Source organism: Psychrobacter sp. JCM 18902 (assembly GCF_904846615.1).
Taxonomy (GTDB): Bacteria; Pseudomonadota; Gammaproteobacteria; order Pseudomonadales; family Moraxellaceae; genus Psychrobacter.
On sequence record NZ_CAJHBK010000001.1, the window covers coordinates 209,006 to 230,238 of the forward strand.

At 43.1% G+C, this 21,233-nt stretch carries 15 protein-coding genes, 2 tRNA genes and 3 rRNA genes; 17 read left to right on the forward strand and 3 right to left on the reverse strand.

What is annotated here, in order from left to right; genetic code table 11:
• Positions 1-102 precede the first annotated feature (102 nt).
• The 6 genes from JMY05_RS00940 (at position 103) to JMY05_RS00965 (ending at position 4,861) form a co-directional block, all read left to right on the forward strand.
• Complete coding sequence (locus tag JMY05_RS00940; protein WP_201540922.1) at positions 103-441, forward strand: proton-translocating transhydrogenase family protein; 339 nt, start codon at positions 103-105, stop codon at positions 439-441.
• Entirely contained in the window at positions 438-1,838 is a 1,401-nt protein-coding gene (locus JMY05_RS00945; protein ID WP_045446703.1) for an NAD(P)(+) transhydrogenase (Re/Si-specific) subunit beta, read from the forward strand. The genes JMY05_RS00940 and JMY05_RS00945 overlap by 4 nt, the downstream gene beginning before the upstream one ends.
• Before the next feature lie 169 nt (positions 1,839-2,007).
• Complete coding sequence (locus JMY05_RS00950) at positions 2,008-2,571, forward strand: acyl-CoA thioesterase (protein ID WP_045446706.1); 564 nt, start codon at positions 2,008-2,010, stop codon at positions 2,569-2,571.
• 130 nt (positions 2,572-2,701) lie between these two features.
• The gene (gene iscX / locus JMY05_RS00955; protein WP_021812734.1) at positions 2,702-2,911 is read left to right on the forward strand and encodes a Fe-S cluster assembly protein IscX; all 210 of its coding nucleotides are present in this window, start codon (positions 2,702-2,704) and stop codon (positions 2,909-2,911) included.
• A gap of 74 nt (positions 2,912-2,985) precedes the next feature.
• Complete coding sequence (locus JMY05_RS00960) at positions 2,986-3,486, forward strand: GyrI-like domain-containing protein (RefSeq protein WP_045446712.1); 501 nt, start codon at positions 2,986-2,988, stop codon at positions 3,484-3,486.
• Positions 3,487-3,718: 232 nt separating this feature from the next.
• Positions 3,719-4,861 carry an HNH endonuclease gene (locus tag JMY05_RS00965; protein WP_201613918.1) on the forward strand — a complete coding sequence of 381 codons (1,143 nt, stop codon included), beginning with the start codon at positions 3,719-3,721 and terminating at the stop codon, positions 4,859-4,861.
• An 84-nt stretch (positions 4,862-4,945) separates the two neighbouring features.
• Here JMY05_RS00965 and dapE read toward each other — a convergent pair whose 3' ends face one another.
• Both dapE and JMY05_RS00975 read right to left on the reverse strand, forming a co-directional pair.
• Positions 4,946-6,160 (reverse strand): succinyl-diaminopimelate desuccinylase, encoded by a 1,215-nt coding sequence (dapE, locus tag JMY05_RS00970; protein WP_201613920.1) that lies wholly within the window; start codon positions 6,158-6,160, stop codon positions 4,946-4,948.
• Between the two features lie 98 nt (positions 6,161-6,258).
• Entirely contained in the window at positions 6,259-7,014 is a 756-nt protein-coding gene (locus JMY05_RS00975) for a 2OG-Fe(II) oxygenase (RefSeq protein WP_045446716.1), read from the reverse strand.
• Between the two features lie 140 nt (positions 7,015-7,154).
• Here JMY05_RS00975 and JMY05_RS00980 point away from each other — a divergent pair, with 140 nt between their 5' ends.
• From JMY05_RS00980 to JMY05_RS01030, 11 genes are all read left to right on the forward strand, one after another.
• Positions 7,155-8,030, forward strand: a complete 876-nt coding sequence (locus tag JMY05_RS00980) for a 23S rRNA (adenine(2030)-N(6))-methyltransferase RlmJ (RefSeq protein WP_045446718.1) — start codon at positions 7,155-7,157, stop codon at positions 8,028-8,030.
• Between the two features lie 42 nt (positions 8,031-8,072).
• Positions 8,073-8,975, forward strand: coding sequence for a CDP-diacylglycerol--serine O-phosphatidyltransferase (gene pssA / locus JMY05_RS00985; RefSeq protein WP_227678062.1), 903 nt, complete (start codon positions 8,073-8,075; stop codon positions 8,973-8,975).
• A gap of 789 nt (positions 8,976-9,764) precedes the next feature.
• Positions 9,765-11,303 (forward strand): 16S ribosomal RNA (locus tag JMY05_RS00990).
• 75 nt (positions 11,304-11,378) lie between these two features.
• Positions 11,379-11,455: transfer RNA gene (locus tag JMY05_RS00995), tRNA-Ile, on the forward strand.
• A gap of 9 nt (positions 11,456-11,464) precedes the next feature.
• A tRNA-Ala gene (locus JMY05_RS01000) sits at positions 11,465-11,540 on the forward strand.
• A gap of 346 nt (positions 11,541-11,886) precedes the next feature.
• Positions 11,887-14,748: ribosomal RNA gene (locus tag JMY05_RS01005) — 23S ribosomal RNA — on the forward strand.
• A gap of 191 nt (positions 14,749-14,939) precedes the next feature.
• A 5S ribosomal RNA gene (rrf, locus tag JMY05_RS01010) occupies positions 14,940-15,054 on the forward strand.
• Together the 16S, 23S and 5S rRNA genes with 2 tRNA genes alongside form the textbook arrangement of a ribosomal RNA operon.
• A gap of 170 nt (positions 15,055-15,224) precedes the next feature.
• Entirely contained in the window at positions 15,225-16,595 is a 1,371-nt protein-coding gene (locus JMY05_RS01015) for a hypothetical protein (RefSeq protein ID WP_201613921.1), read from the forward strand.
• A 102-nt stretch (positions 16,596-16,697) separates the two neighbouring features.
• Positions 16,698-17,108 carry an OsmC family protein gene (locus JMY05_RS01020; RefSeq protein ID WP_201613922.1) on the forward strand — a complete coding sequence of 137 codons (411 nt, stop codon included), beginning with the start codon at positions 16,698-16,700 and terminating at the stop codon, positions 17,106-17,108.
• A 36-nt stretch (positions 17,109-17,144) separates the two neighbouring features.
• A complete protein-coding gene (locus tag JMY05_RS01025) occupies positions 17,145-17,609 on the forward strand; it encodes a flavodoxin family protein (RefSeq protein ID WP_201613923.1) in 465 nt (154 codons plus the stop codon).
• 12 nt (positions 17,610-17,621) lie between these two features.
• Positions 17,622-18,263, forward strand: coding sequence for a DUF938 domain-containing protein (locus JMY05_RS01030; RefSeq protein ID WP_201613924.1), 642 nt, complete (start codon positions 17,622-17,624; stop codon positions 18,261-18,263).
• Positions 18,264-18,357: 94 nt separating this feature from the next.
• Here JMY05_RS01030 and ppc read toward each other — a convergent pair whose 3' ends face one another.
• Entirely contained in the window at positions 18,358-21,147 is a 2,790-nt protein-coding gene (gene ppc / locus JMY05_RS01035) for a phosphoenolpyruvate carboxylase (RefSeq protein ID WP_201613925.1), read from the reverse strand.
• Between the last annotated feature and the right edge of the window lie 86 nt (positions 21,148-21,233).

A 21,233-nucleotide genomic window follows, 5' to 3' on the forward strand; every position in this document is an offset into this window, starting at 1 on the left:
GTCATCACAACATTGTCACTACACATTTGCCAGACATGAATAAATTTTTAGGAGGATTAGATGATTGCCACTATTTTAGCGGCAGCGCCAGCTGGTGCGGCCATGAGTAGCACACCATTTGTAGCGATTTTTACCGTATTTGTACTCGCTATTTTTGTCGGATATTACGTGGTTTGGGGCGTCACGCCTGCACTGCACACACCATTGATGGCCGTCACCAACGCACTATCAAGTATCGTCATCGTTGGTGCCATGCTACAGACCGTCACGATTGATGGTTCTGTCTTTACACCGACCAGTATCCTTGGCGCTTTTGCCGTATTTTTAGCCAGTATCAATATCTTCGGTGGCTTTGCCGTGACTGAGCGTATGCTTGCGATGTTTAAACCGAAAGTGAAAAAAGCACCTGTAGCAACCACTGATGTCGGAGGTGACGCATGAATGATTTCTCAGCAATGATTGCGGCAAATGCAGATTGGTTCTATCTGGTCGGCGCGATTCTTTTCGTTTTAACCTTACGTGGTTTATCCAGTCCTAAGACGGCTATTCGTGGTAACCGCTTCGGTATGGTCGCCATGGCGATTGCAGTCGTCACGACATTTTTCTTAGCAGAAGGCCCTGTCCTTTGGTTAATTATCGGTGCGATGATTTTGGGTGCCCTCGTCGGCATGTGGAAGGCAAAGACGGTTGCGATGACACAAATGCCAGAAACCGTTGCTTTGATGCATTCGTTCGTCGGTTTGGCAGCGGTCGCCATTGCACTGGCAACCGTATTGCATACTGAACAGCAACATGGTGCCGTTGCTCGTGTCGAACTATTTATCGGTTGCTTCATCGGTGCGATTACGTTCTCAGCTTCGGTCTTTGCCTTTGGTAAATTGGCAGCGAAGAGCTGGGCGAAAACATTGGTTGGGGGTTGGGTAAAACCCGTCCAAGCGTTACTGTTCATTGCGATGATTGCTTTCGGTGGCGTGTATTTCGTCACTGACTCATTACCTGCGTTTTATGCAATGGCTGTGATTGCCGTTATCTTTGGTTGGATGTGGATTGCGCCAATCGGCGGCGGTGACATGCCAGTGGTGGTCTCACTATTGAACTCGTTTTCTGGTTGGGCGGCGGCAGGCATTGGTTTCACCCTCGGCAATTCGATGTTGATTATCGCAGGGTCGCTCGTCGGTTCATCAGGTGCGATTTTGTCTTATATCATGTGTAAAGCTATGAACCGCTCATTACTCAACGTCTTATTTGGCGGTATGGGTACAGGAGCTGTAGCAGCAGGCGCTGATGATGGTGCACCTAAAAACTACAAGGCTGGTTCAGCAGAAGATGCTGGGTTCTTAATGGCCAATGCAAGTAGTGTGGTTATTGTTCCGGGTTATGGTATGGCGCAAGGTCGTGCACAGAACGCGGTAAAAGAGCTGTATGAGTTGCTAAAAGAAGAAGGCGTTAACGTGCGTTTTGCCATTCATCCAGTCGCTGGTCGTATGCCAGGTCACATGAACGTGCTATTGGCTGAAGCTGACGTACCTTATGATGATATTTTAGAAATGGATGAGATCAACTCAGACTTCGCGAGTACGGATGTGGTCTTGGTTATCGGTGCAAATGATGTGGTAAACCCCTCTGCAAAAGATGATCCATCGTCGCCAATCTTTGGTATGCCGATTCTAGAAGTCACTAAAGCTCAAACCGTTATGGTCATCAAGCGCTCAATGAATACAGGTTATGCAGGGCTTGATAATAGTCTGTTCTACATGGATAAAACCATGATGATCTTTGGTGATGCCAAGAAAATGGTCGAAGAGATGGTACGTAGTATCAATGGTGCAGGTCATTAATCTTTAAAGTTAGTTTTTAAATATAATTAAATATCCGCTTTTAAATAAAAAAGTCACTTAGGTGGCTTTTTTGCGTTAAGGTACGCTGCATTTATAGCCAGTCGCTGTTTTATATACAATAATTTATACCCAATAAGTTTACACAAAATAAGCGTTAAGAGAGTCATTTATGAATATGTTGATACGTTTTTTTATTATGGTCAGTTTGCTAAAACAACAACTTAAGCAGCAATCAATAAGCGAGCGCCTTAGTACTGAGCTCTTGATTGCACCGACGGTTCGTCATTATCGAGTGTTGCCGCATGATATGGGCTTTCGGAACCATCTGCCTAATTATCGTTATTTGTCTTTTATCGAGCTAAACATTACTCGCTGGCTGATGGCGTGCTGTCATCAAAAAGGTATTAAACCATTAAATTGGGTTATCGCCATGCAAGAAATGGTTTATCTGAAAGAAATTAAATTTTTAGATAAAATGACGGTGAGTAGCACGCTTGCGGGCTGGGATAAAAAATACGTTTATTTTGAAACGCGCTTTTTTGTAAAAAACCAGCTGATGGGCGTTGGTATGACTAAGTTTGTATTGACCAATAAAAAAGGCAAATGTGCGCCAGAGATATTGGATATGATAGGCGAGCGGTTGAACGAGGTCATTGATTCTTGGAATCAGCATCAAGTGGCGATTAAATCTGCCAAATCTGCTGAAACAAGTAAAACAACAAATGCTGCATAACGAACTTGTCTATAATCAGCAGGCGAATTTTGGTAGGATAGCGGTTATTAAGTTGCCAATCAAATCATCAGTCAAATTGACCACTGATTTGATGACGTGTCTAAAAATGATTAAAAGTTAAGGAGCCACCATGACCCCGCAAAAATTAAAATGGACAGACAGCTTAGATATCGCTATTGAGCTGTATGAGAAGTTTCCAGAGACCGATCCGCAGTACATCCGTTTTACTGATTTACATCGCTGGGTGACTGAGCTTGAAGGTTTTGATGATGATCCACAAAAATCAAACGAAGGCATCTTAGAAGCCATTCAGATGAATTGGATTGATGAAGCAGATTAGATTTATACCCTGAAGCGCTATTTTTAATACTATCTTAAATAGAAAACTGAATAAATATATAGGACTTACAGATCATGACTTCACAAATTAAAGAGCTACCTGAAGCAATAACTTGTAAAGGTATTAGCGTTCGTACGACCAATAACGCTGAGATTAGCGAAGACACGGCGAAACTGGGTCGTTTATGGCAAAAATTTTACCAAAACCATGCTAGTGATCTGCCTAAAGGCGAAGACATTTATGGTGTCTATCATAACTATGAGAGCGATGATTTGGTCGGCGCTTTTGATGTGGTTGCCAGTTGGAAAGTAGCCAGCGAGCAAGAGCCATCAGACAGTGAAAATATGTCTAAGGCTGCAAACCTAGTAACAGTAGATATTCCTGCAGGAAAGTATTTGGTATTCTCTGAGCAGGGTAGAATGCCATACACGGTGATGAATGCTTGGGAAAAGGCTTGGACCTATTTTAATGATCGCAGCTGTGAGCATACCCGAACTTTTGATGTCGATTTTGAGCATTATATCGGTGGTAATCTAGAGTATGGTCAAGTTGATCTCTATATTGGTATTGAGTGAAGCGACTAGAGTAATAAATAGTAAATGTTAATAGGGTAATCAATACTTTAAAGCGAGTTTTGAAGAAAAAAATTATGCAGTTGAGGTTTATGGATTAGAAGATTAATAGGTCTCTTGCAAAAGTACCAGTTCATTGACTTCCACTAGCGGAGTTACGAGGGCTAGCGATGACTAATGCAAGAGGTCTAATATTCTATAGTTTATCGAACAGCAGACTATGTAAGGAGAAAAAATGACTTCTTCAAAATGTGCACTTTGTGATGTAGAAATCACTAAAAACAATGATACTAAAGAACATATCATTCCTAATGCTATCGGGGGAAGGAAAAAGATAAAGGGATTTATTTGCAGAGCTTGTAATAGTACTTCTGGTGATAGTTGGGACAAAGAGTTAGCAAAACAACTTAACCCTTTAAGTCTGTTTTTTGGAATTAAACGTGAGCGTCGAGATGTGCCATCGCAATTATTTGAAACTACATCTGGAGATAAGCTAAAGCTTCATGCAAATGGTAGCATGGCTGACGAGAACCCTGTCTTTTTAGAGACTGCATTAGACGATGGTATTAGTACGAGAATTAATATTCAAGCCCGTGACATAAAAGAGGCTAAGAATATGCTTAAAGGAGTAAAAAAGAAGTATCCTAAATTTGATATTGAAGATGCCTTTAGTAAGTTAAAAATTCAATCATTATATTGTTCCGATATGCTTAGAACGGATTTCTCTATGGGAGGTCCTGAGGCAGGCCGTTCTATCGTAAAGTCTGCTTTAGCTTTGGCAGTTTATTCTGGTATTCCTACTGAATCATGCATTGAAGCAACAAATTATCTAAATAATGAAGACTCTGAAGCTTGTTTTGGCTATTTTTACGAGTTAGATTTAGTAAAAAATCGTCCCCAAGATACTCCTATTCATTGTGTCTCAGTGAAAGGATGTGACAAGAGTAATCAAGTAATCGCTTATGTCGAATATTTTGGCGTACAACGAATGGTGTTATGTCTGGGTAGTAATTATACAGGTGAAGCGATATCGAATACATATTCTATAAATCCTATAACTGGCAAAGGGCTTGAACTTGCCGTAGAGTTAAATCTTACAAACGATGAGATACGCGAAGCATATCAATACAAAAAGATTCCAAGTGGCTCAGTTGAAGAAGCATTTGAAAAAGTAATCCCTGCGGGTATGAAAGCTGCTTATAAAAAAGAACAAAATCGAGTTGTCAATAAAGCTATACATAAAGCGTTTGGAAATTGTGGAGCGAAAGAGGGTGAAATGTTGATGCCTGAAAACATTGAGAAAATAATAAGTATATTTATGGAAGAGATTGAACCATTCATAATGCATAATATGTCTCAATCATACTCCAGAGATTAACTTATCTCTTTAGTAATAAAAGGATAGTACTGACAAAAAGCACCATCTATTATAGATGGCGCTTTTTGCTATTAGAAAATGAAATTAATCTAACAGTAAATTCTCTAAAATCCCTTCATAAATCTGCGCAAGTTTACCTAGGTCATCGACTTCTACCTTTTCATCAACCTGATGAATCGTGGCATTACGCACACCCAACTCAACCACTTGTGCACCAGTCGGCGCGATAAAGCGTCCGTCAGAAGTACCACCTGATGTAGATAGTGTCGTGTCAGTATCAGTTACCTTTTTGATCGCTTTTTGACAGGCAGAAACCAACTTACCTTCAGGGGTCAAAAACGGCTGACCAGATAATTTCCAATGGATATCATAACTGGCCTTACTATTAGTAAAATGCTTGTCAAAGATAGCATGCGTTTTTGCTTTTAGCTCATCTTCAGTCGTTTCCGTAGAAAAGCGGAAATTGAAGATAACTCTTAACGTCTCAGGAATGACGTTGGTGGCGCCTGTACCGCTATTGATATTAGAGATTTGCAGGGAAGTCGCAGGGAAGTAGTCATTGCCATTATCCCAAGTAGCGGCAGTCAGTTCTGCCAAAGCTGCCATCGTTGCATGAATAGGGTTGCAAGCTAAATGCGGGTAAGCAACATGACCTTGTTTGCCAGTGACCGTAAGTTCCGCACCCAATGAGCCGCGGCGACCGTTTTTAATGATATCGCCGAGCGTATCTGTGCTCGATGGTTCGCCAACCAAGCAATAGGTGATTTTTTCGTTACGGGCTTCTAAAGTCTCGATCACTTTGACCGTACCATTGATGGAAGGACCTTCTTCATCGGAAGTGATTAAAAAGGCAATAGAGCCATTGTGCTCAGGGTGATTTTTGACAAAACGTTCAGATGCGATGGTAAAGGCGGCAATACCTGTTTTCATGTCAGCTGCACCGCGAGCCCATAGGTAACCATCAGCGATGGTTGCCGTAAATGGCGGATACGTCCAATTGTTTTCATCGCCTGTTGGCACGACGTCGGTATGACCAGCAAAACAAATAACTGGATCAGTGGTACCGCGGCGAGCCCATAAGTTTTTGACTTCAGCGTGTTCACCTTTTGCCTGTCTATCACCATAGTACATAAACTCACAGTCAAAGCCCGCTCGCTCTAAGCGCTCTGACAGTATATCTTGGCAGCCATCATCATCTGGGGTGACGGAGGGACGTTCAAGTAGCGCAATACTTAAATCTAGCGTTTGCTGCTGATGGTTTTGTTGTTGATGGATGGTTTGTTTATTAAAGTCCGACATGAATAAACCTTTTTATTATAAATTAAGATGATAAATTTTTAAGATTGGCAGCCACGATACAATACAATCAGTCGTTGCTTGTTACTTGCTAATGTGTTTTAAATATTGTCTTCAACAAAAGGCACCAAACCATCACGGCGCATCCACGTCGCGATAGAGTAACGCTGACGATGGGCAATTTGTACTTGATGTTGTAGGTCACTGTCAAATATCACCAATCTATTGGCGACAGGCATGACGTTATGATGAACGCCATGTTTATCAATGATTTCTAGTGCGCCGCCGTCAGTTGGTTCCCATTCATCATTGAGATAAAACACCGCAGAGATAACGCGTTCATCACGCCCAGCTGGATTGTCACTATGCCATTGGTAGCCAAACCCCAGCGGATAGCAAGCATAATGCGCCTCACTGTGGCGAATACCGGCAAATAAACTGCGATTAAATAAGCTAGCAAGCGCATTGATAGTTTGCAAATAATAAAACCCAGCAAAGAAATTTTCCGTAATCCAGCGGATGCGATCACCGCGAATATCACTGACACGAATCCCAGCTGTCAGCTCTGCATCACGATAGTCAATAAAACCACTCTCTGCTTGCAAGGCTAACAGTGCTTTCGTTTCAAAGACCTCATCAATAATAATCCAACCATTATCAACGAATGTATCTAGTTGTGTATCAGTCAGCTTATCTTGCCAACTGATATCAAAATCAGACTGTTGTAATACGTGCTGAGTCAGTGGTTTTTGGCTTGGGTCGTCGCTATGAGGAAATAATAATGGTGGATTATCTTCTCCTATCGGATGATCAATCACCAACTTTGTCACATCAAGATTGCTAATAATCTCTGTCATTTCGTCTCGCCGTTATCAGTAAACAGTCAATTCGCTTGCAATACAGCGTCAATCAATGCCTTTTTACCAAAACCATCGTTATCTTTTACTCTGCCTATGCTACCATAGATGTAATTTTTCTTATTTAAACTTTTGAGATTATGAACTATAAACACGCCTACCACGCTGGTAACTTTGCTGATGTGGTTAAACACATTTTATTGGTACAACTCCTTAATCAATTGGGGCAAAAAAACAAACCTTTTTATGTGCTTGATGCTTATGGTGGTCGCGGACTGTATTCACTGAGCAGTGAAGAAGCGCGCAAGACAGGTGAGGCCAAAGGTGGTATTCAAGCGTTACTAAATGCCAATACTGACAAGGCACCCGCTGCTGTCAAAGATTATATGGAAGGCATTAAGCAAGCCCGCTTCACTTATGACAATAAAGTCTATCCTGGTTCTCCTTGGTGGGTTGCCCATCATATCGAGAAAAATCCAGATGCAGGCGTGCGCGGTGAAGCTTTTGAAGCCAAAGCTAGCGAATATGATGCGCTAAATTATCAGTTGCACAAGTTACCCATCGGTATACAGCATCGTGATGCCTTTGAAGGTATTACTGCCGTTATTCCACCAAAAGAAAAGCGCGGTCTGATTTTTCTTGATCCGCCTTATGAGCAAGAGCACAAAGATTTTACACGCCTTATAAATCTACTCGTTGCTGCTTATAATAAATGGCCACAAGGCACTTATGCGCTTTGGTTCCCTATTAAGAACGTTGAAGCAGTTGAATTGTTTTACAAAAAACTGAAGCGTACCGAAATGCGCCGCCAGTTGGTTTGTGAGCTGAATATTTATCCAAATGATGTGGCGGTTGGTCTTAACGGTACAGGTTTACTGGTGATCAATCCACCTTGGCAATTTGATAATCATGCACGTGAGATATTACGCTTCTTACAGCCTGCATTAAAAGTGGCTGATGCTCCAGATTTAACGCCTGATAGCGCAACCAATGTACGCTGGCTAGTCGGCGAATAACCATGTTAGTGAATAACTATGCCGGCAAATAAGGATATTGAGATGACTAACGTGCAATCACCTAAAGACGAATCAAATCATCCGCCTCTAAATGATGGATTGTTACAAGACAGCGCAGCCGCCCAGCCGCCCTTTGTTGATGAGCATGATTTCAATATTCGCTTAGCGGATAATGAGAGTTATGATGGCTTGACCTTTGAAGTGATTGAAGCAGAAGTTGCTGAAGGGCAGCGAGTAGTCAGTCGCGGTGTCTATTTAGCGCCAAACCTAATTACAACCTTGTCACTGCTATCTGGCTTTTACTCGATTTTGGCCAGTACGCAAGGCGAGTTCTACAAAGCTTCTTTAGCCATCTTTTTGTCCGCTATTCTCGACGGTGCAGATGGGCGAGTGGCGCGTATGCTTAATGCGCAAAGCCCGTTTGGCGAGCAATATGATTCGCTTGCCGATATGCTGGCTTTTGGTGTTGCACCAGCGATCTTAGTTTATAGTTTTGCGCTGCAGCCGTTAGGTCGCATTGGCTTGGGCTGTGCGTTTGTCTTTACTGCCTGTGCTGCCTTCCGTTTGGCACGTTTTAACGTTCAGGTCGGTATTGTTGATAAAAAATACTTTGTCGGTTTGGCCAGTCCACTTGCTGCTATATTAGTAACGGCAGCAGTTATGGTCGCTGTCGACCATAATGAATGGGTCGGGCAGTACGATACGGCAGTCATGTTCTTATTCGCCGCTTGGGTGGTGATTTGTGGTTTACTGATGGTTAGCAACGTCAAATACTATAGCTTTAAAGAATTTGATAAAAAGAAAGTACCTTTTGTGGTTTTAATAATCGGTGTGTTGGTTATGAGTATTGTGCTCTATGACATACCTGTCGGTATTTTAGCCATTGGTATTATCTATGCGTTGTCGGGTATTGTTACGACGATTAAAGCAAAAGCAAATTTTTAGAATTGACTGTTCGTGTCATATTAAGGAATTTACCGTAGGGTAAGTTCCTTTTTTTATGCGCTTTATATATCAAAATGGCTATCAGTGTATTCATCACGACAAGATAAAGAAGGACCACTCATTTTTTAGATAATGATCATTGATAACTACTTGTTAAAGAAACCCACATGATTGAGATGAAATAAGCATGCTTATTTACGAGCTTACCTCAGCCCAGCCTCAAGACCCCATACACTGCCATCCAGTTAAAGCAAAAGTAGCGTAGTCATTCTGCCAATTTAGTCTAATCACCAAGTTTATTTGAATAAAGATAAAATAGCCCTTGACTAAAGATTCAGAATCTATATAATACGCCCCACAGCAAAGGAAGCTAAGCAGTAAGTTAACCAACTTATCACTTAGATTACCAAGCTAAGACAAAACATAAAAAAGCTTGACAAATCAAATCATTATGATAAGATAGTCGGCTCGCTAGATAGCTTGACCCGCAAGGGTTTGAGACTAAACAGCAAGAGAATTACCCTATATATCAGTTACTGGACGACAGTGATTGAGCACTATTTAAAAGCATAACTAAAGAACAACTTGTGTGGATTTTTGCTGATTCAGAATGCTAAAAAATAAAGTTGGTTTTAACTTCTTTTCGGAGTTCATTCTAACTATAAAAATTATCATTTAAGACAGCAGAAAAACTCAAAGTTAATTCATTACGAACATAATTTTTAGCGATTTTGCCAGATTAGATGAGCCAAGTTTAGAAGTCTCTTTAAAGGACTTCATAGCAAGATTAAACTGAAGAGTTTGATCATGGCTCAGATTGAACGCTGGCGGCAGGCTTAACACATGCAAGTCGAGCGGTAACAGGAGAAGCTTGCTTCTCGCTGACGAGCGGCGGACGGGTGAGTAATACTTAGGAATCTACCTAGTAGTGGGGGATAGCACGGGGAAACTCGTATTAATACCGCATACGACCTACGGGAGAAAGGGGGCAGTTTACTGCTCTCGCTATTAGATGAGCCTAAGTCGGATTAGCTAGATGGTGGGGTAAAGGCCTACCATGGCGACGATCTGTAGCTGGTCTGAGAGGATGATCAGCCACACCGGGACTGAGACACGGCCCGGACTCCTACGGGAGGCAGCAGTGGGGAATATTGGACAATGGGGGAAACCCTGATCCAGCCATGCCGCGTGTGTGAAGAAGGCCTTTTGGTTGTAAAGCACTTTAAGCAGTGAAGAAGACTCCATGGTTAATACCCATGGACGATGACATTAGCTGCAGAATAAGCACCGGCTAACTCTGTGCCAGCAGCCGCGGTAATACAGAGGGTGCAAGCGTTAATCGGAATTACTGGGCGTAAAGGGAGCGTAGGTGGCTCTATAAGTCAGATGTGAAATCCCCGGGCTTAACCTGGGAACTGCATCTGAAACTGTAGAGCTAGAGTATGTGAGAGGAAGGTAGAATTCCAGGTGTAGCGGTGAAATGCGTAGAGATCTGGAGGAATACCGATGGCGAAGGCAGCCTTCTGGCATAATACTGACACTGAGGCTCGAAAGCGTGGGTAGCAAACAGGATTAGATACCCTGGTAGTCCACGCCGTAAACGATGTCTACTAGTCGTTGGGTCCCTTGAGGACTTAGTGACGCAGCTAACGCAATAAGTAGACCGCCTGGGGAGTACGGCCGCAAGGTTAAAACTCAAATGAATTGACGGGGGCCCGCACAAGCGGTGGAGCATGTGGTTTAATTCGATGCAACGCGAAGAACCTTACCTGGTCTTGACATATCTAGAATCCTGCAGAGATGCGGGAGTGCCTTCGGGAATTAGAATACAGGTGCTGCATGGCTGTCGTCAGCTCGTGTCGTGAGATGTTGGGTTAAGTCCCGCAACGAGCGCAACCCTTGTCCTTAGTTACCAGCGGGTTAAGCCGGGAACTCTAAGGATACTGCCAGTGACAAACTGGAGGAAGGCGGGGACGACGTCAAGTCATCATGGCCCTTACGACCAGGGCTACACACGTGCTACAATGGTAGGTACAGAGGGCAGCTACACAGCGATGTGATGCGAATCTCAAAAAGCCTATCGTAGTCCAGATTGGAGTCTGCAACTCGACTCCATGAAGTAGGAATCGCTAGTAATCGCGGATCAGAATGCCGCGGTGAATACGTTCCCGGGCCTTGTACACACCGCCCGTCACACCATGGGAGTTGATTGCACCAGAAGTGGATAGCTTAACCTTCGGGGGAGCGTTCACCACGGTGTGGTTGATGACTGGGGTGAAGTCGTAACAAGGTAGCCGTAGGGGAACCTGCGGCTGGATCACCTCCTTATAGATGGCATTCGGTCAGCAAGAATTCACAACAAGTTGTTCTTTAGTTTAAGCTTACGTTTTAACAAGCGTAATTGGGTCTGTAGCTCAGCTGGTTAGAGCACCGTGTTGATAACGCGGGGGTCAGTGGTTCAAGTCCACTTAGACCCACCATTTTATAATGGGGCCATAGCTCAGTTGGTAGAGCGCCTGCCTTGCACGCAGGAGGTCAACGGTTCGACTCCGTTTGGCTCCACCACTATAGACGAATAAGCTTTAAGTGCTAATAGTATAAATAGAAACAAGTGATTTATCTTTGAATAAAGACACGATTACTTCTTTCTGTTTTATACAGAATCTGTGACTCGACGAGAGCATAGAGACTATTTAAAAACATAGATATGAGTCTGGGTTAGGAGGAGCGTGTTCACGCGCACCTCTTAACCTTAATCACTCACCTCTTAACGACATCAGTTGTTATCCCAGGGATGAGTGATTAAAAAAAGTAATAAGAGAACTGAATCAAGCGTATAAACATAGGTGATATCGTTATCATAATTAGACTTTATAACACTTAGCAGTCGAAAGACTACTTGGGGTTGTATGGTCAAGTAATGAAGCGCACATGGTGGATGCCTTGGCAGTCAGAGGCGATGAAAGACGTGACAGCCTGCGATAAGCTTCGGGGAGGCGGCAATATCCTGTGATCCGGAGATTTCTGAATGGGGAAACCCACCTACCATAAGGTAGGTATCTTGTACTTGTACAAGAAGCGAACGAGGGGAAGTGAAACATCTCAGTACCCTTAGGAATAGACATCAAATGAGATTCCCCTAGTAGCGGCGAGCGAACGGGGAGAAGCCGATTAATGCTAATGTAGAAGAACAGCGTGGGAAAGCTGACCGTAGTAGGTGATAGTCCTGTATTCGAAACATTAGCGTTAACATATTAAGTAGAGCGGGGCACGAGAAATCCTGTTTGAAGATGGGGGGACCATCCTCCAAGGCTAAATACTCCTGACTGACCGATAGTGAACCAGTACCGTGAGGGAAAGGCGAAAAGAACCCCTGTGAGGGGAGTGAAATAGAACCTGAAACCGTGTGCGTACAAGCAGTGGGAGCCTTAATTTATTGGGGTGACCGCGTACCTTTTGTATAATGGGTCAGCGACTTATATTCTGTAGCAAGGTTAACCGTTTAGGGGAGCCGTAGGGAAACCGAGTCTTAATAGGGCGTTTAGTTGCAGGGTATAGACCCGAAACCGAGTGATCTATCCATGAGCAGGTTGAAAGTGCCGTAACAGGCACCGGAGGACCGAACCCACTGTCGTTGAAAAGCCAGGGGATGACTTGTGGATAGGGGTGAAAGGCTAATCAAACTCGGTGATAGCTGGTTCTCCCCGAAAGCTATTTAGGTAGCGCCTCGGACGAACACCATTGGGGGTAGAGCACTGTTTCGGCTAGGGGGTCATACCGACTTACCAAACCGATGCAAACTCCGAATACCGATGAGTGATATCCGGGAGACACACAGTGGGTGCTAACGTCCATTGTGGAGAGGGAAACAACCCAGACCGCCAGCTAAGGCCCCAAATTCCTAGTTAAGTGGGAAACGAGGTGGGAAGGCATAGACAGCTAGGAGGTTGGCTTAGAAGCAGCCATCCTTTAAAGAAAGCGTAATAGCTCACTAGTCGAGTCGGCCCGCGCGGAAGATGTAACGGGGCTCAAACTAGGAGCCGAAGCTGCGGATTTGAATTTGTTTTCAAGTGGTAGGGGAGCGTTGTGTAAGCCTGTGAAGGTGTGTCGTAAGGCATGCTGGAGGTATCACAAGAGCGAATGCTGACGTGAGTAACGATAATGCGAGTGAAAAGCTCGCACGCCGGAAGATCAAGGGTTCCAGTCCAACGTTAATCGGGGCTGGGTGAGTCGACCCCTAAGGCGAGGCCGAAAGGCGTAGTCGATGGGAAATCGGTTAATATTCCGATACTTGTTTATAATGCGATGGAGGGACGGAGAAGGTTATGTCAGCCTGGCGTTGGTTGTCCAGGTGAAAGGATGTAGGCTTGTGGCTTAGGTAAATCCGGGCTACAACATGGCTGAGATCTGATAGCAAGCTGTACTTGTACAGTGAAGTGGCAAATACCATGCTTCCAGGAAAAGCTTCTAAGCAATAGTTATAAACGAATCGTACCCTAAACCGACACAGGTGATCAGGTAGAGAATACCAAGGCGCTTGAGAGAACTCTGCTGAAGGAACTAGGCAAAATGGTACCGTAACTTCGGGAGAAGGTACGCTGCTGATGGTGATAGGACACGCTCCTTGAGCTGTTGGCAGTCGCAGATACCAGGCTGCTGCAACTGTTTATTAAAAACACAGCACTCTGCAAACACGAAAGTGGACGTATAGGGTGTGATGTCTGCCCGGTGCTGGAAGGTTAATTGATGGGGTTAGCGTAAGCGAAGCTCTTGATCGAAGCCCCAGTAAACGGCGGCCGTAACTATAACGGTCCTAAGGTAGCGAAATTCCTTGTCGGGTAAGTTCCGACCTGCACGAATGACATAATGATGGCAGCGCTGTCTCCAGCAGAGACTCAGTGAAATCGAAATCGCAGTGAAGATGCTGTGTACCCGCGGCTAGACGGAAAGACCCCGTGAACCTTTACTACAGCTTTACATTGAACTTTGACCTGACTTGTGCAGGATAGGTGGGAGGCTTTGAAGCCGAGACGCTAGTCTCGGTGGAGCCAATCTTGAAATACCACCCTGGTCATGTTGGGGTTCTAACTCAGGTATAACAATACCGAGGACAATGTATGGTGGGTAGTTTGACTGGGGCGGTCTCCTCCTAAAGAGTAACGGAGGAGTACGAAGGTGCGCTCAGACCGGTCGGAAATCGGTCGTAGAGTATAAAGGCAAAAGCGCGCTTAACTGCGAGACCCACAAGTCGAGCAGGTACGAAAGTAGGTCTTAGTGATCCGGTGGTTCTGTATGGAAGGGCCATCGCTCAACGGATAAAAGGTACTCTGGGGATAACAGGCTGATACCGCCCAAGAGTTCATATCGACGGCGGTGTTTGGCACCTCGATGTCGGCTCATCTCATCCTAGGGCTGAAGCAGGTCCTAAGGGTATGGCTGTTCGCCATTTAAAGAGGTACGCGAGCTGGGTTTAGAACGTCGTGAGACAGTTCGGTCCCTATCTACCGTGGGCGTTGGAAATTTGAGAGGATCTGCTCCTAGTACGAGAGGACCAGAGTGGACGAACCTCTGGTGTTCGGGTTGTCACGCCAGTGGCATTGCCCGGTAGCTACGTTCGGATGGGATAACCGCTGAAAGCATCTAAGCGGGAAGCCCACCTCAAGATTAGATTTCCCTAAAGAGCCGTTGAAGACTACGACGTTGATAGGCAGGGTGTGGAAGTGCAGCGATGCATGTAGCTAACCTGTACTAATTGCTCGTTTGGCTTGACCATACAACACCCAAGTGGTTTGTATGAAAGCTCTAATTAATCTATCTTGTATAAGCGAAAGCTTATAGAATAAAAGAAAGAATATTTCGATATCACCTTTAACCTTGATTCAGTTAGGTTACAAGTTGATCGACCATAAACTAAACACTTATAGTCAAACAATAAAAATAACAGACTCATATCTAACCCCCTTTGCTGACGACAATAGCATGATGGCACCACCTGATCCCTTCCCGAACTCAGAAGTGAAACATCATTGCGCCAATGGTAGTGTGGATTCGTCCATGTGAGAGTAGGTCATCGTCAGCTCTCTATTCAAAGATAAACCCCCTCCGCGAAAGCGGAGGGGGTTTATCTTTGCGTGGGGTTTATGGTTTTTTTGTTCTCATATTAATTCAGTTACTTAATTTTCTTAACCATAATTAGTCTCAATCAGATATGATAGAAAACTTAACCTATAAATTTTACAGATAAATATCATGCCAATTAAAAATTCAACATCTTCCAGCTTACATCCCAGTATTATGTCAAAAGGTCAACATGAGGTTTTAGGTGACTATGATTTTTCCACAACAATAGTAAGTCTTTACTCATCTGATAGTAAAGGTTGGGTAAAAGTAAAAAAATGTTTGATTTCTTTGCAAGACTGTATCTCTAGAAAAGAATCTATGTCCCATGATGTTTATGATACCTTGTCTAAAGCTATACCTTTAATCTTTCATGAGTATACTCATTTCTATGATTGTTCCTCAACTATTTGGGGTGCAAAATATTTAAGTATGATGGCGCAAGCGTATACAGCTGATAATCTGACTCATGGTGGAAAAGAAAAAGACTTCCATCACGCTAAAAAATTCCATGATTTAATCAGATTCTCTCTTTTACCAAAATATTACACGGATAAAACGAAAATTACAGATGATAGTCGACCTTGGGATTATCGTGAATCTATAGGTAATAGGTTTTCTAGTTCTGGTGAAGTAGCTGATCATCCGATAGTATTTACCTGGTTTTTAAATAAAAATGGAGAGGCTTTAGTACGATCACCAATATCTACAATTTCTTTATTAGAGTGCGCTGCCATGGCACAGGAGATAAATAAGAATATTGGACTAATCAGCCTTTTAGAAAAAGATCAAAGGACTATTGAACTTAAGTTATATACAAATAAAATTCTTGATTATATCTATAATAAAGATATCACCGAGTATTCAGTTTGTGCTCATCTTGTAGCAAATAAATGTAAGGAGCCAGATGTATTTTTAGCTTATAAAGTTTCCGCGATACTCTGTCGTCTTGTATTAAACACTCCATCTAAAATATATTTACAAATAGCTGAAGAGTGTGATTTTGAAAGTATATTCGGTTCTACACAAGTAGCAAGTGAATATATAGAAAAAGTTAAAAAAGGGTTAAGGTATTTAGAGCCAGGTTTTTTATATTATCTCATATGCCGTGCGATGTCAGATGGGGAGCTTAATAAATTAGATGAAGGTTTCTCATTAATTTGTGCTAGCCTACAAAAACTTGGAGTTGATTATGCGGATCTAAAAGATGAATCAAGAAAAGAGTTTCTAGAGTATTCTGAAATAGCAGCTTCTTCGAAAATAGAAAGCATTTCTATGATAGCAAAAGCTGGTCAAAGAAATTATGAGTTAAATAACTGGAGTAATTTTAAGATGGACTTTCATCATCTAAGTTTACCACCAGTTCGTCTTAATGATTTTAGTCAAGTAGATTTGTTTTTAGCAGAGGCTAATTCTTTGAAATCAGTCTGTTTAACTAGAATAGAGGAAGAGCTTTCAGAAGGAGATACCTGGGTTAAAAGGTTTGTAGATGCATGTGCCTGAAAAAAAATTGAGTTTAAAGACTAAGACTTAAATTTTTAAAAAATCATAAATATTTCAATATCTAATGTCCACACAATATTGCCTACTACTATAGGAAATCCTATGACAACCTCAAAAGTAACCTATCAAGGCGATCTACGCACTAGCGCCATTCATTTGCAATCAAACAATGAAATCATTACTGATGCGCCAATTGATAATCAAGGCAAAGGCGAAGCGTTTTCACCGACTGATTTACTAGCCACTAGCTTAGCCAGTTGTATGTTGACGATTATTGGTATTAAAGCGCGTGATATGGAGATTGATATCGCAGGTACTACGAGCGAGGTGAACAAAATAATGGCTGCTGATCCAAGACGCGTCAGCGAAGTGCACATTACGATTACTTTTAATCAAGAGTTAGATGACAAAACGCAAAAGATATTCTATAACACTGCGCTCACGTGTCCGGTTGCGAAAAGCATCCATCCTGATATTATTCAAAAAGTGACTATTCATTCTAATAGTTATTGATTCCAAGAACTATTAACCTCTATAACGGTGATTAATATGGCTACCAAAACCTTGCTTATCGTCGCTCATGCGCCATCACCGAATACCAAAAAATTAGCACAAGCGGCTTATAACGGTGCTAATCATCCTGACTTAGATATCAATGTCATATTAAAGTCCCCACAGGACACCCAGCCTGAAGATGTATTGGCAGCAGATGCGCTATTACTAGGGACGACTGAGAATTTGGCCTATATGGCAGGACTGACCAAAGATTTCTTTGATCGCTGTTATTATCCGGTTTTAGAGAAAAAGCAGGGTATGCCGTTTGCACTATATATTCGCGCAGGTCATGATGGTACGGGTACCAAGCTTGCTATAAAAACTATTACCACTGGATTGCGTTGGGAATGGATTCAAGGAGCGCTGATTTTACAAGGTGATTGGCAAAAGGTGTTTACTGAGCAAGTCGAAGAGCTGGCAATGACATTGGCAGCTGGCTTAGAAGCGGGCATTTATTAATAAGGTGTTTTTATGGTTAAGGATAACTTAGGTAATATAGTTTCTAATCTACCATTTTCTCAAGCATGTGAAAATAATCAGCAGCCGATTTTAGACGTTTTACAGCAAGAATTGCAAGACGCTACTCATGTATTAGAAGTCGGATCTGGAACGGGGCAGCATAGTATCTATTTTGCGCCGCGTTTGACGCATTTACACTGGCAAACCAGTGATGTGTACGCCAATCATGCCATTATTAACGCTTGGCATGTTGCTTATCCTGCGCCTAATTTATATGCGCCGCTAAGCTTTGACGTATCGTCTGATTCAATACCGATAAATAAGACTATCAATGCGCCTTACGATGCGGTATTCACCGCCAATACTCTGCATATTATGTCATGGTCTTTAGTGAGCAAGTTATTTGAATTGGTCGGCGATATTCTACCTTTAAAGGGTAAATTCATCGTTTATGGACCCTTTAACGAAAATGGCAGTTATAGCAGCGCAAGCAATCGTCAGTTTGACCATAGCTTACGGCAGCGTGATGCTAACAGCGGCATCCGTCATTTAGAAGACGTTATAGATTTGGCAAATACACATCATTTAACGTTAAATACGCGTTATGAGATGCCATCTAACAATCAAATATTAGTATTTGAAAAACTCTATTAACGTAAAAAGCTGAGTTGATTCACTGTGATAGCACCATGAATCAACTCAGCTTTATGCAAGTTCGAATCTGTAAAGACCAACCTATTTATAAATACTAACCTGTATTGCGTAGCCCTGCTGCCAAAGCATTGATACTACGAATCAATGCATCTTCGACAGCAGGTCTATCGTCATTTTCCAGATTGTCATTGTCAGTGTTATCGGATTGGCGCATACGCTTGAGTAGCTCAATCTGGATGTAGTTGATGGGGTCTAAATAGGCGTTACGCCATTCTAATGAATGAGCCAAGTCTTGTTGGTTTGAGAGTAAAGACGCTTGTGCTAGCAAGGAGTTGAGACCTGCGTGCGTCAGTTCATGCTCATCAATCACTGCCTGCATGACTTGCTCACGTAAGCTTTCGTCTTTACACAGTTGACTGTATGCACGGGCGATATTCATCTCGGCTTTGGTAAAAGCCATTTCAATATTACTGATAAAGACATTGAAAAATGGCCAGTTTTTATTCATCTCTTTCATTAACGCTTCGTCTTTTTTGACGCTATCTAAAGCACTGCCCACGCCATACCAAGCGGGAAGGGTAAAGCGCGCCAATGACCAGCCAAATACCCACGGTATCGCCCGAATCGTCGATTTGCTCGGCAGTCCTTTTTTACGGTGAGCAGGACGCGAGCCAATATTGAGCAATGAAATCTCTTGTACTGGCGTGGCCTCAGAATAAAACTGATAGAAGCCTTCTGTATTATCCGTCAGCTCTCGATATTGCTGTTCGCCTGCATCTGCCAAATCAGCAAATAACGCTTCATAGCTATCTAGCTGTTTGGGTTGTTCGACAAATCGTGACGAGCTGGCTTTGAGCGCCCCCGTGATTCCCATGGTTAATTCAAACACGGCAGTATCTGGATTGGCATACTTGGCGTAAAGTACTTCGCCTTGTTCGGTGAACTTGATCTGTCCATGTAAAGTGCCAGCAGGCTGAGCAGCGATGGCTTGATGGGTTGAGCCACCACCACGACTGACGGAACCACCACGACCATGGAACAGGCGGGTGGTGATACCATATTGATTGGCGATATCGGCGATGGTTTGCTGGGCACTATATAACTGCCAAGCGGAGGTAATAATGCCGCCATCTTTAGAAGAGTCTGAGTAGCCAAGCATAATCTCTTGAATGTTTCCTGAGTGCTCAAGTAACTCCCGATATAGCGGATTGTCCAACACCATTGGCATAATCTTATCGATATTTTTTAAATCTTCGATGGTTTCAAACAGTGGCGCAACTGGTAGGGCAGAAAATAAATGCCCGTTCTTATCAATACCCGATAAACCTGCAAAACGCATCAGTAGCAGCACTTCTAATAGCTGACTGGCGTTATTGGTCATCGAAATTACATAGCTACCAAAAGTATCGTCGCCGACCAGTTTGCGCAGTTTAGCGACTGAATTCATCAGAGCAAGCTGTTCGTGTGTTTGCGCGCTTAAGTTGTCGGTATAAATCAGCGGTGCACCTGGCTTTTCTAGCAAACGGGTTAGCCATTCTTGGCGCTCTGTTTCGCTGAGGGTGCGATAGTCGGGCAGATTCGAGGCGCTAGCAAAAATATCTGCAATGACTTCGCCGTGATATCCTGAATCTTGGCGAATATCTAGCGAGGCTAAATGGAATCCACAGGTTTTGACTAGGCGAATAGTATCAAGCAGTAAGCCTTCGCCATGCGCTTTGTCATGAGTATTGACGCTTTTGCGAATAAGGCGTAAATCATCTAACAACGCAGTCGGTGTTGAATAAGCCTCTTGTGCAGCCTCTTTATCTGTGCCTTGACTTTGGATATGCTGGTTGGTCGCTTTTATTTTAGCCAGAATAATGGACAGCAATCTTCGGTACGGCTCATTATTGTAATCATCAGGATTGTAGCAAAAGACTTTTTGATCGAGTGTGTTGTAGTCTTTGATACGGGTATAAATCTCTGGCGCGATATCGACGATAGTATCGCTATGAATCAGCTCACGACGCAATTTTCTGACCAATACTTGGTAATGGCGTAGCACGGTATTGGCATGCATCAATACCGCCATTTCAGTGGTTTCGTGGGTGACGAATGGATTGCCATCTCTATCGCCGCCAATCCAAGAGCCAAAACTGACAAAGGCGGGTAAAGGGTAGTCGATTAACTCAGGATAGATATCGACGATAGCGTCTTTTATATTACGATATACTTTGGGAATGGCAGTGAATAAGCTGGCATCAAAATAGTGTAAGCCGTTGTTTATTTCATCATAAACCAACGGTTTTCGGCTGCGAACTTCGTCTGACGACCATAGCAAATCAATAGTTTCAGCCGTCTTTTGCTTAGCTTGCATAAAGGCTAGGCTGCCTTCGGGATAGTCGCTCATGGCATCGGTATGCTCATAGAGGGTTTGCAAGATATTCATGGTGGTGCGTCTACGGGCTTCGGTAGGATGAGCCGTAAAAACAGGAATAAATTTAAGGTGATCAATAAGCTCTTTGATTTGCGCAGGTTCGATTTGCCGCTCACGGCATTCTAACAAGGTGCGGCGAAAGGATCCTTCCCAGCTTTGATTGGACTGAGCACGCATAGTACGGCGTTGCTCACGCAGATAGTTTTCTTCCGTTAAATTGGCGAGGAAAAAGTAAATAGAGAATGCCCGAATGACGTTTTTTAAGGTTTGATTGTCTAATGAGGCAATAAGATCGATCAGCTGCTGTTTGTGTGCTGGATTATGCTCACGGCGCTCCTGAATAAAGCCTTTGCGTAATGTTTCAATAGTACGTAGGGTGTCCTCCCCAGATTGGCGAGAAATGGCCTCACCTAAAAATGCGCCTAACAATCTAACACGCGCACGCAATACGTCGTTCTTCAATAACATAATTGGCTTCCTTGGCTTTTAATCGACTCATTTATCAATGAGATAGGCTGGTTAATAATTAAGGGTCGCTGTTCCTATAAAATATA

Coding starts and splice junctions, on each gene's coding strand:
- JMY05_RS00980 (WP_045446718.1), top strand. CDS start 7,155: ATGAACTATAAACACGCCTACCACGCTGGTAACTTTGCTGATGTGGTT.
- JMY05_RS01020 (WP_201613922.1), top strand. CDS start 16,698: ATGACAACCTCAAAAGTAACCTATCAAGGCGATCTACGCACTAGCGCC.
- JMY05_RS00950 (WP_045446706.1), top strand. CDS start 2,008: ATGAATATGTTGATACGTTTTTTTATTATGGTCAGTTTGCTAAAACAA.
- JMY05_RS00945 (WP_045446703.1), top strand. CDS start 438: ATGAATGATTTCTCAGCAATGATTGCGGCAAATGCAGATTGGTTCTAT.
- JMY05_RS01015 (WP_201613921.1), top strand. CDS start 15,225: ATGCCAATTAAAAATTCAACATCTTCCAGCTTACATCCCAGTATTATG.
- JMY05_RS01025 (WP_201613923.1), top strand. CDS start 17,145: ATGGCTACCAAAACCTTGCTTATCGTCGCTCATGCGCCATCACCGAAT.
- JMY05_RS00940 (WP_201540922.1), top strand. CDS start 103: ATGAGTAGCACACCATTTGTAGCGATTTTTACCGTATTTGTACTCGCT.
- JMY05_RS00960 (WP_045446712.1), top strand. CDS start 2,986: ATGACTTCACAAATTAAAGAGCTACCTGAAGCAATAACTTGTAAAGGT.
- JMY05_RS01030 (WP_201613924.1), top strand. CDS start 17,622: ATGGTTAAGGATAACTTAGGTAATATAGTTTCTAATCTACCATTTTCT.
- pssA (WP_227678062.1), top strand. CDS start 8,073: ATGACTAACGTGCAATCACCTAAAGACGAATCAAATCATCCGCCTCTA.
- dapE (WP_201613920.1), bottom strand. CDS start 6,160: ATGTCGGACTTTAATAAACAAACCATCCATCAACAACAAAACCATCAG.
- ppc (WP_201613925.1), bottom strand. CDS start 21,147: ATGTTATTGAAGAACGACGTATTGCGTGCGCGTGTTAGATTGTTAGGC.
- JMY05_RS00975 (WP_045446716.1), bottom strand. CDS start 7,014: ATGACAGAGATTATTAGCAATCTTGATGTGACAAAGTTGGTGATTGAT.
- JMY05_RS00965 (WP_201613918.1), top strand. CDS start 3,719: ATGACTTCTTCAAAATGTGCACTTTGTGATGTAGAAATCACTAAAAAC.
- iscX (WP_021812734.1), top strand. CDS start 2,702: ATGACCCCGCAAAAATTAAAATGGACAGACAGCTTAGATATCGCTATT.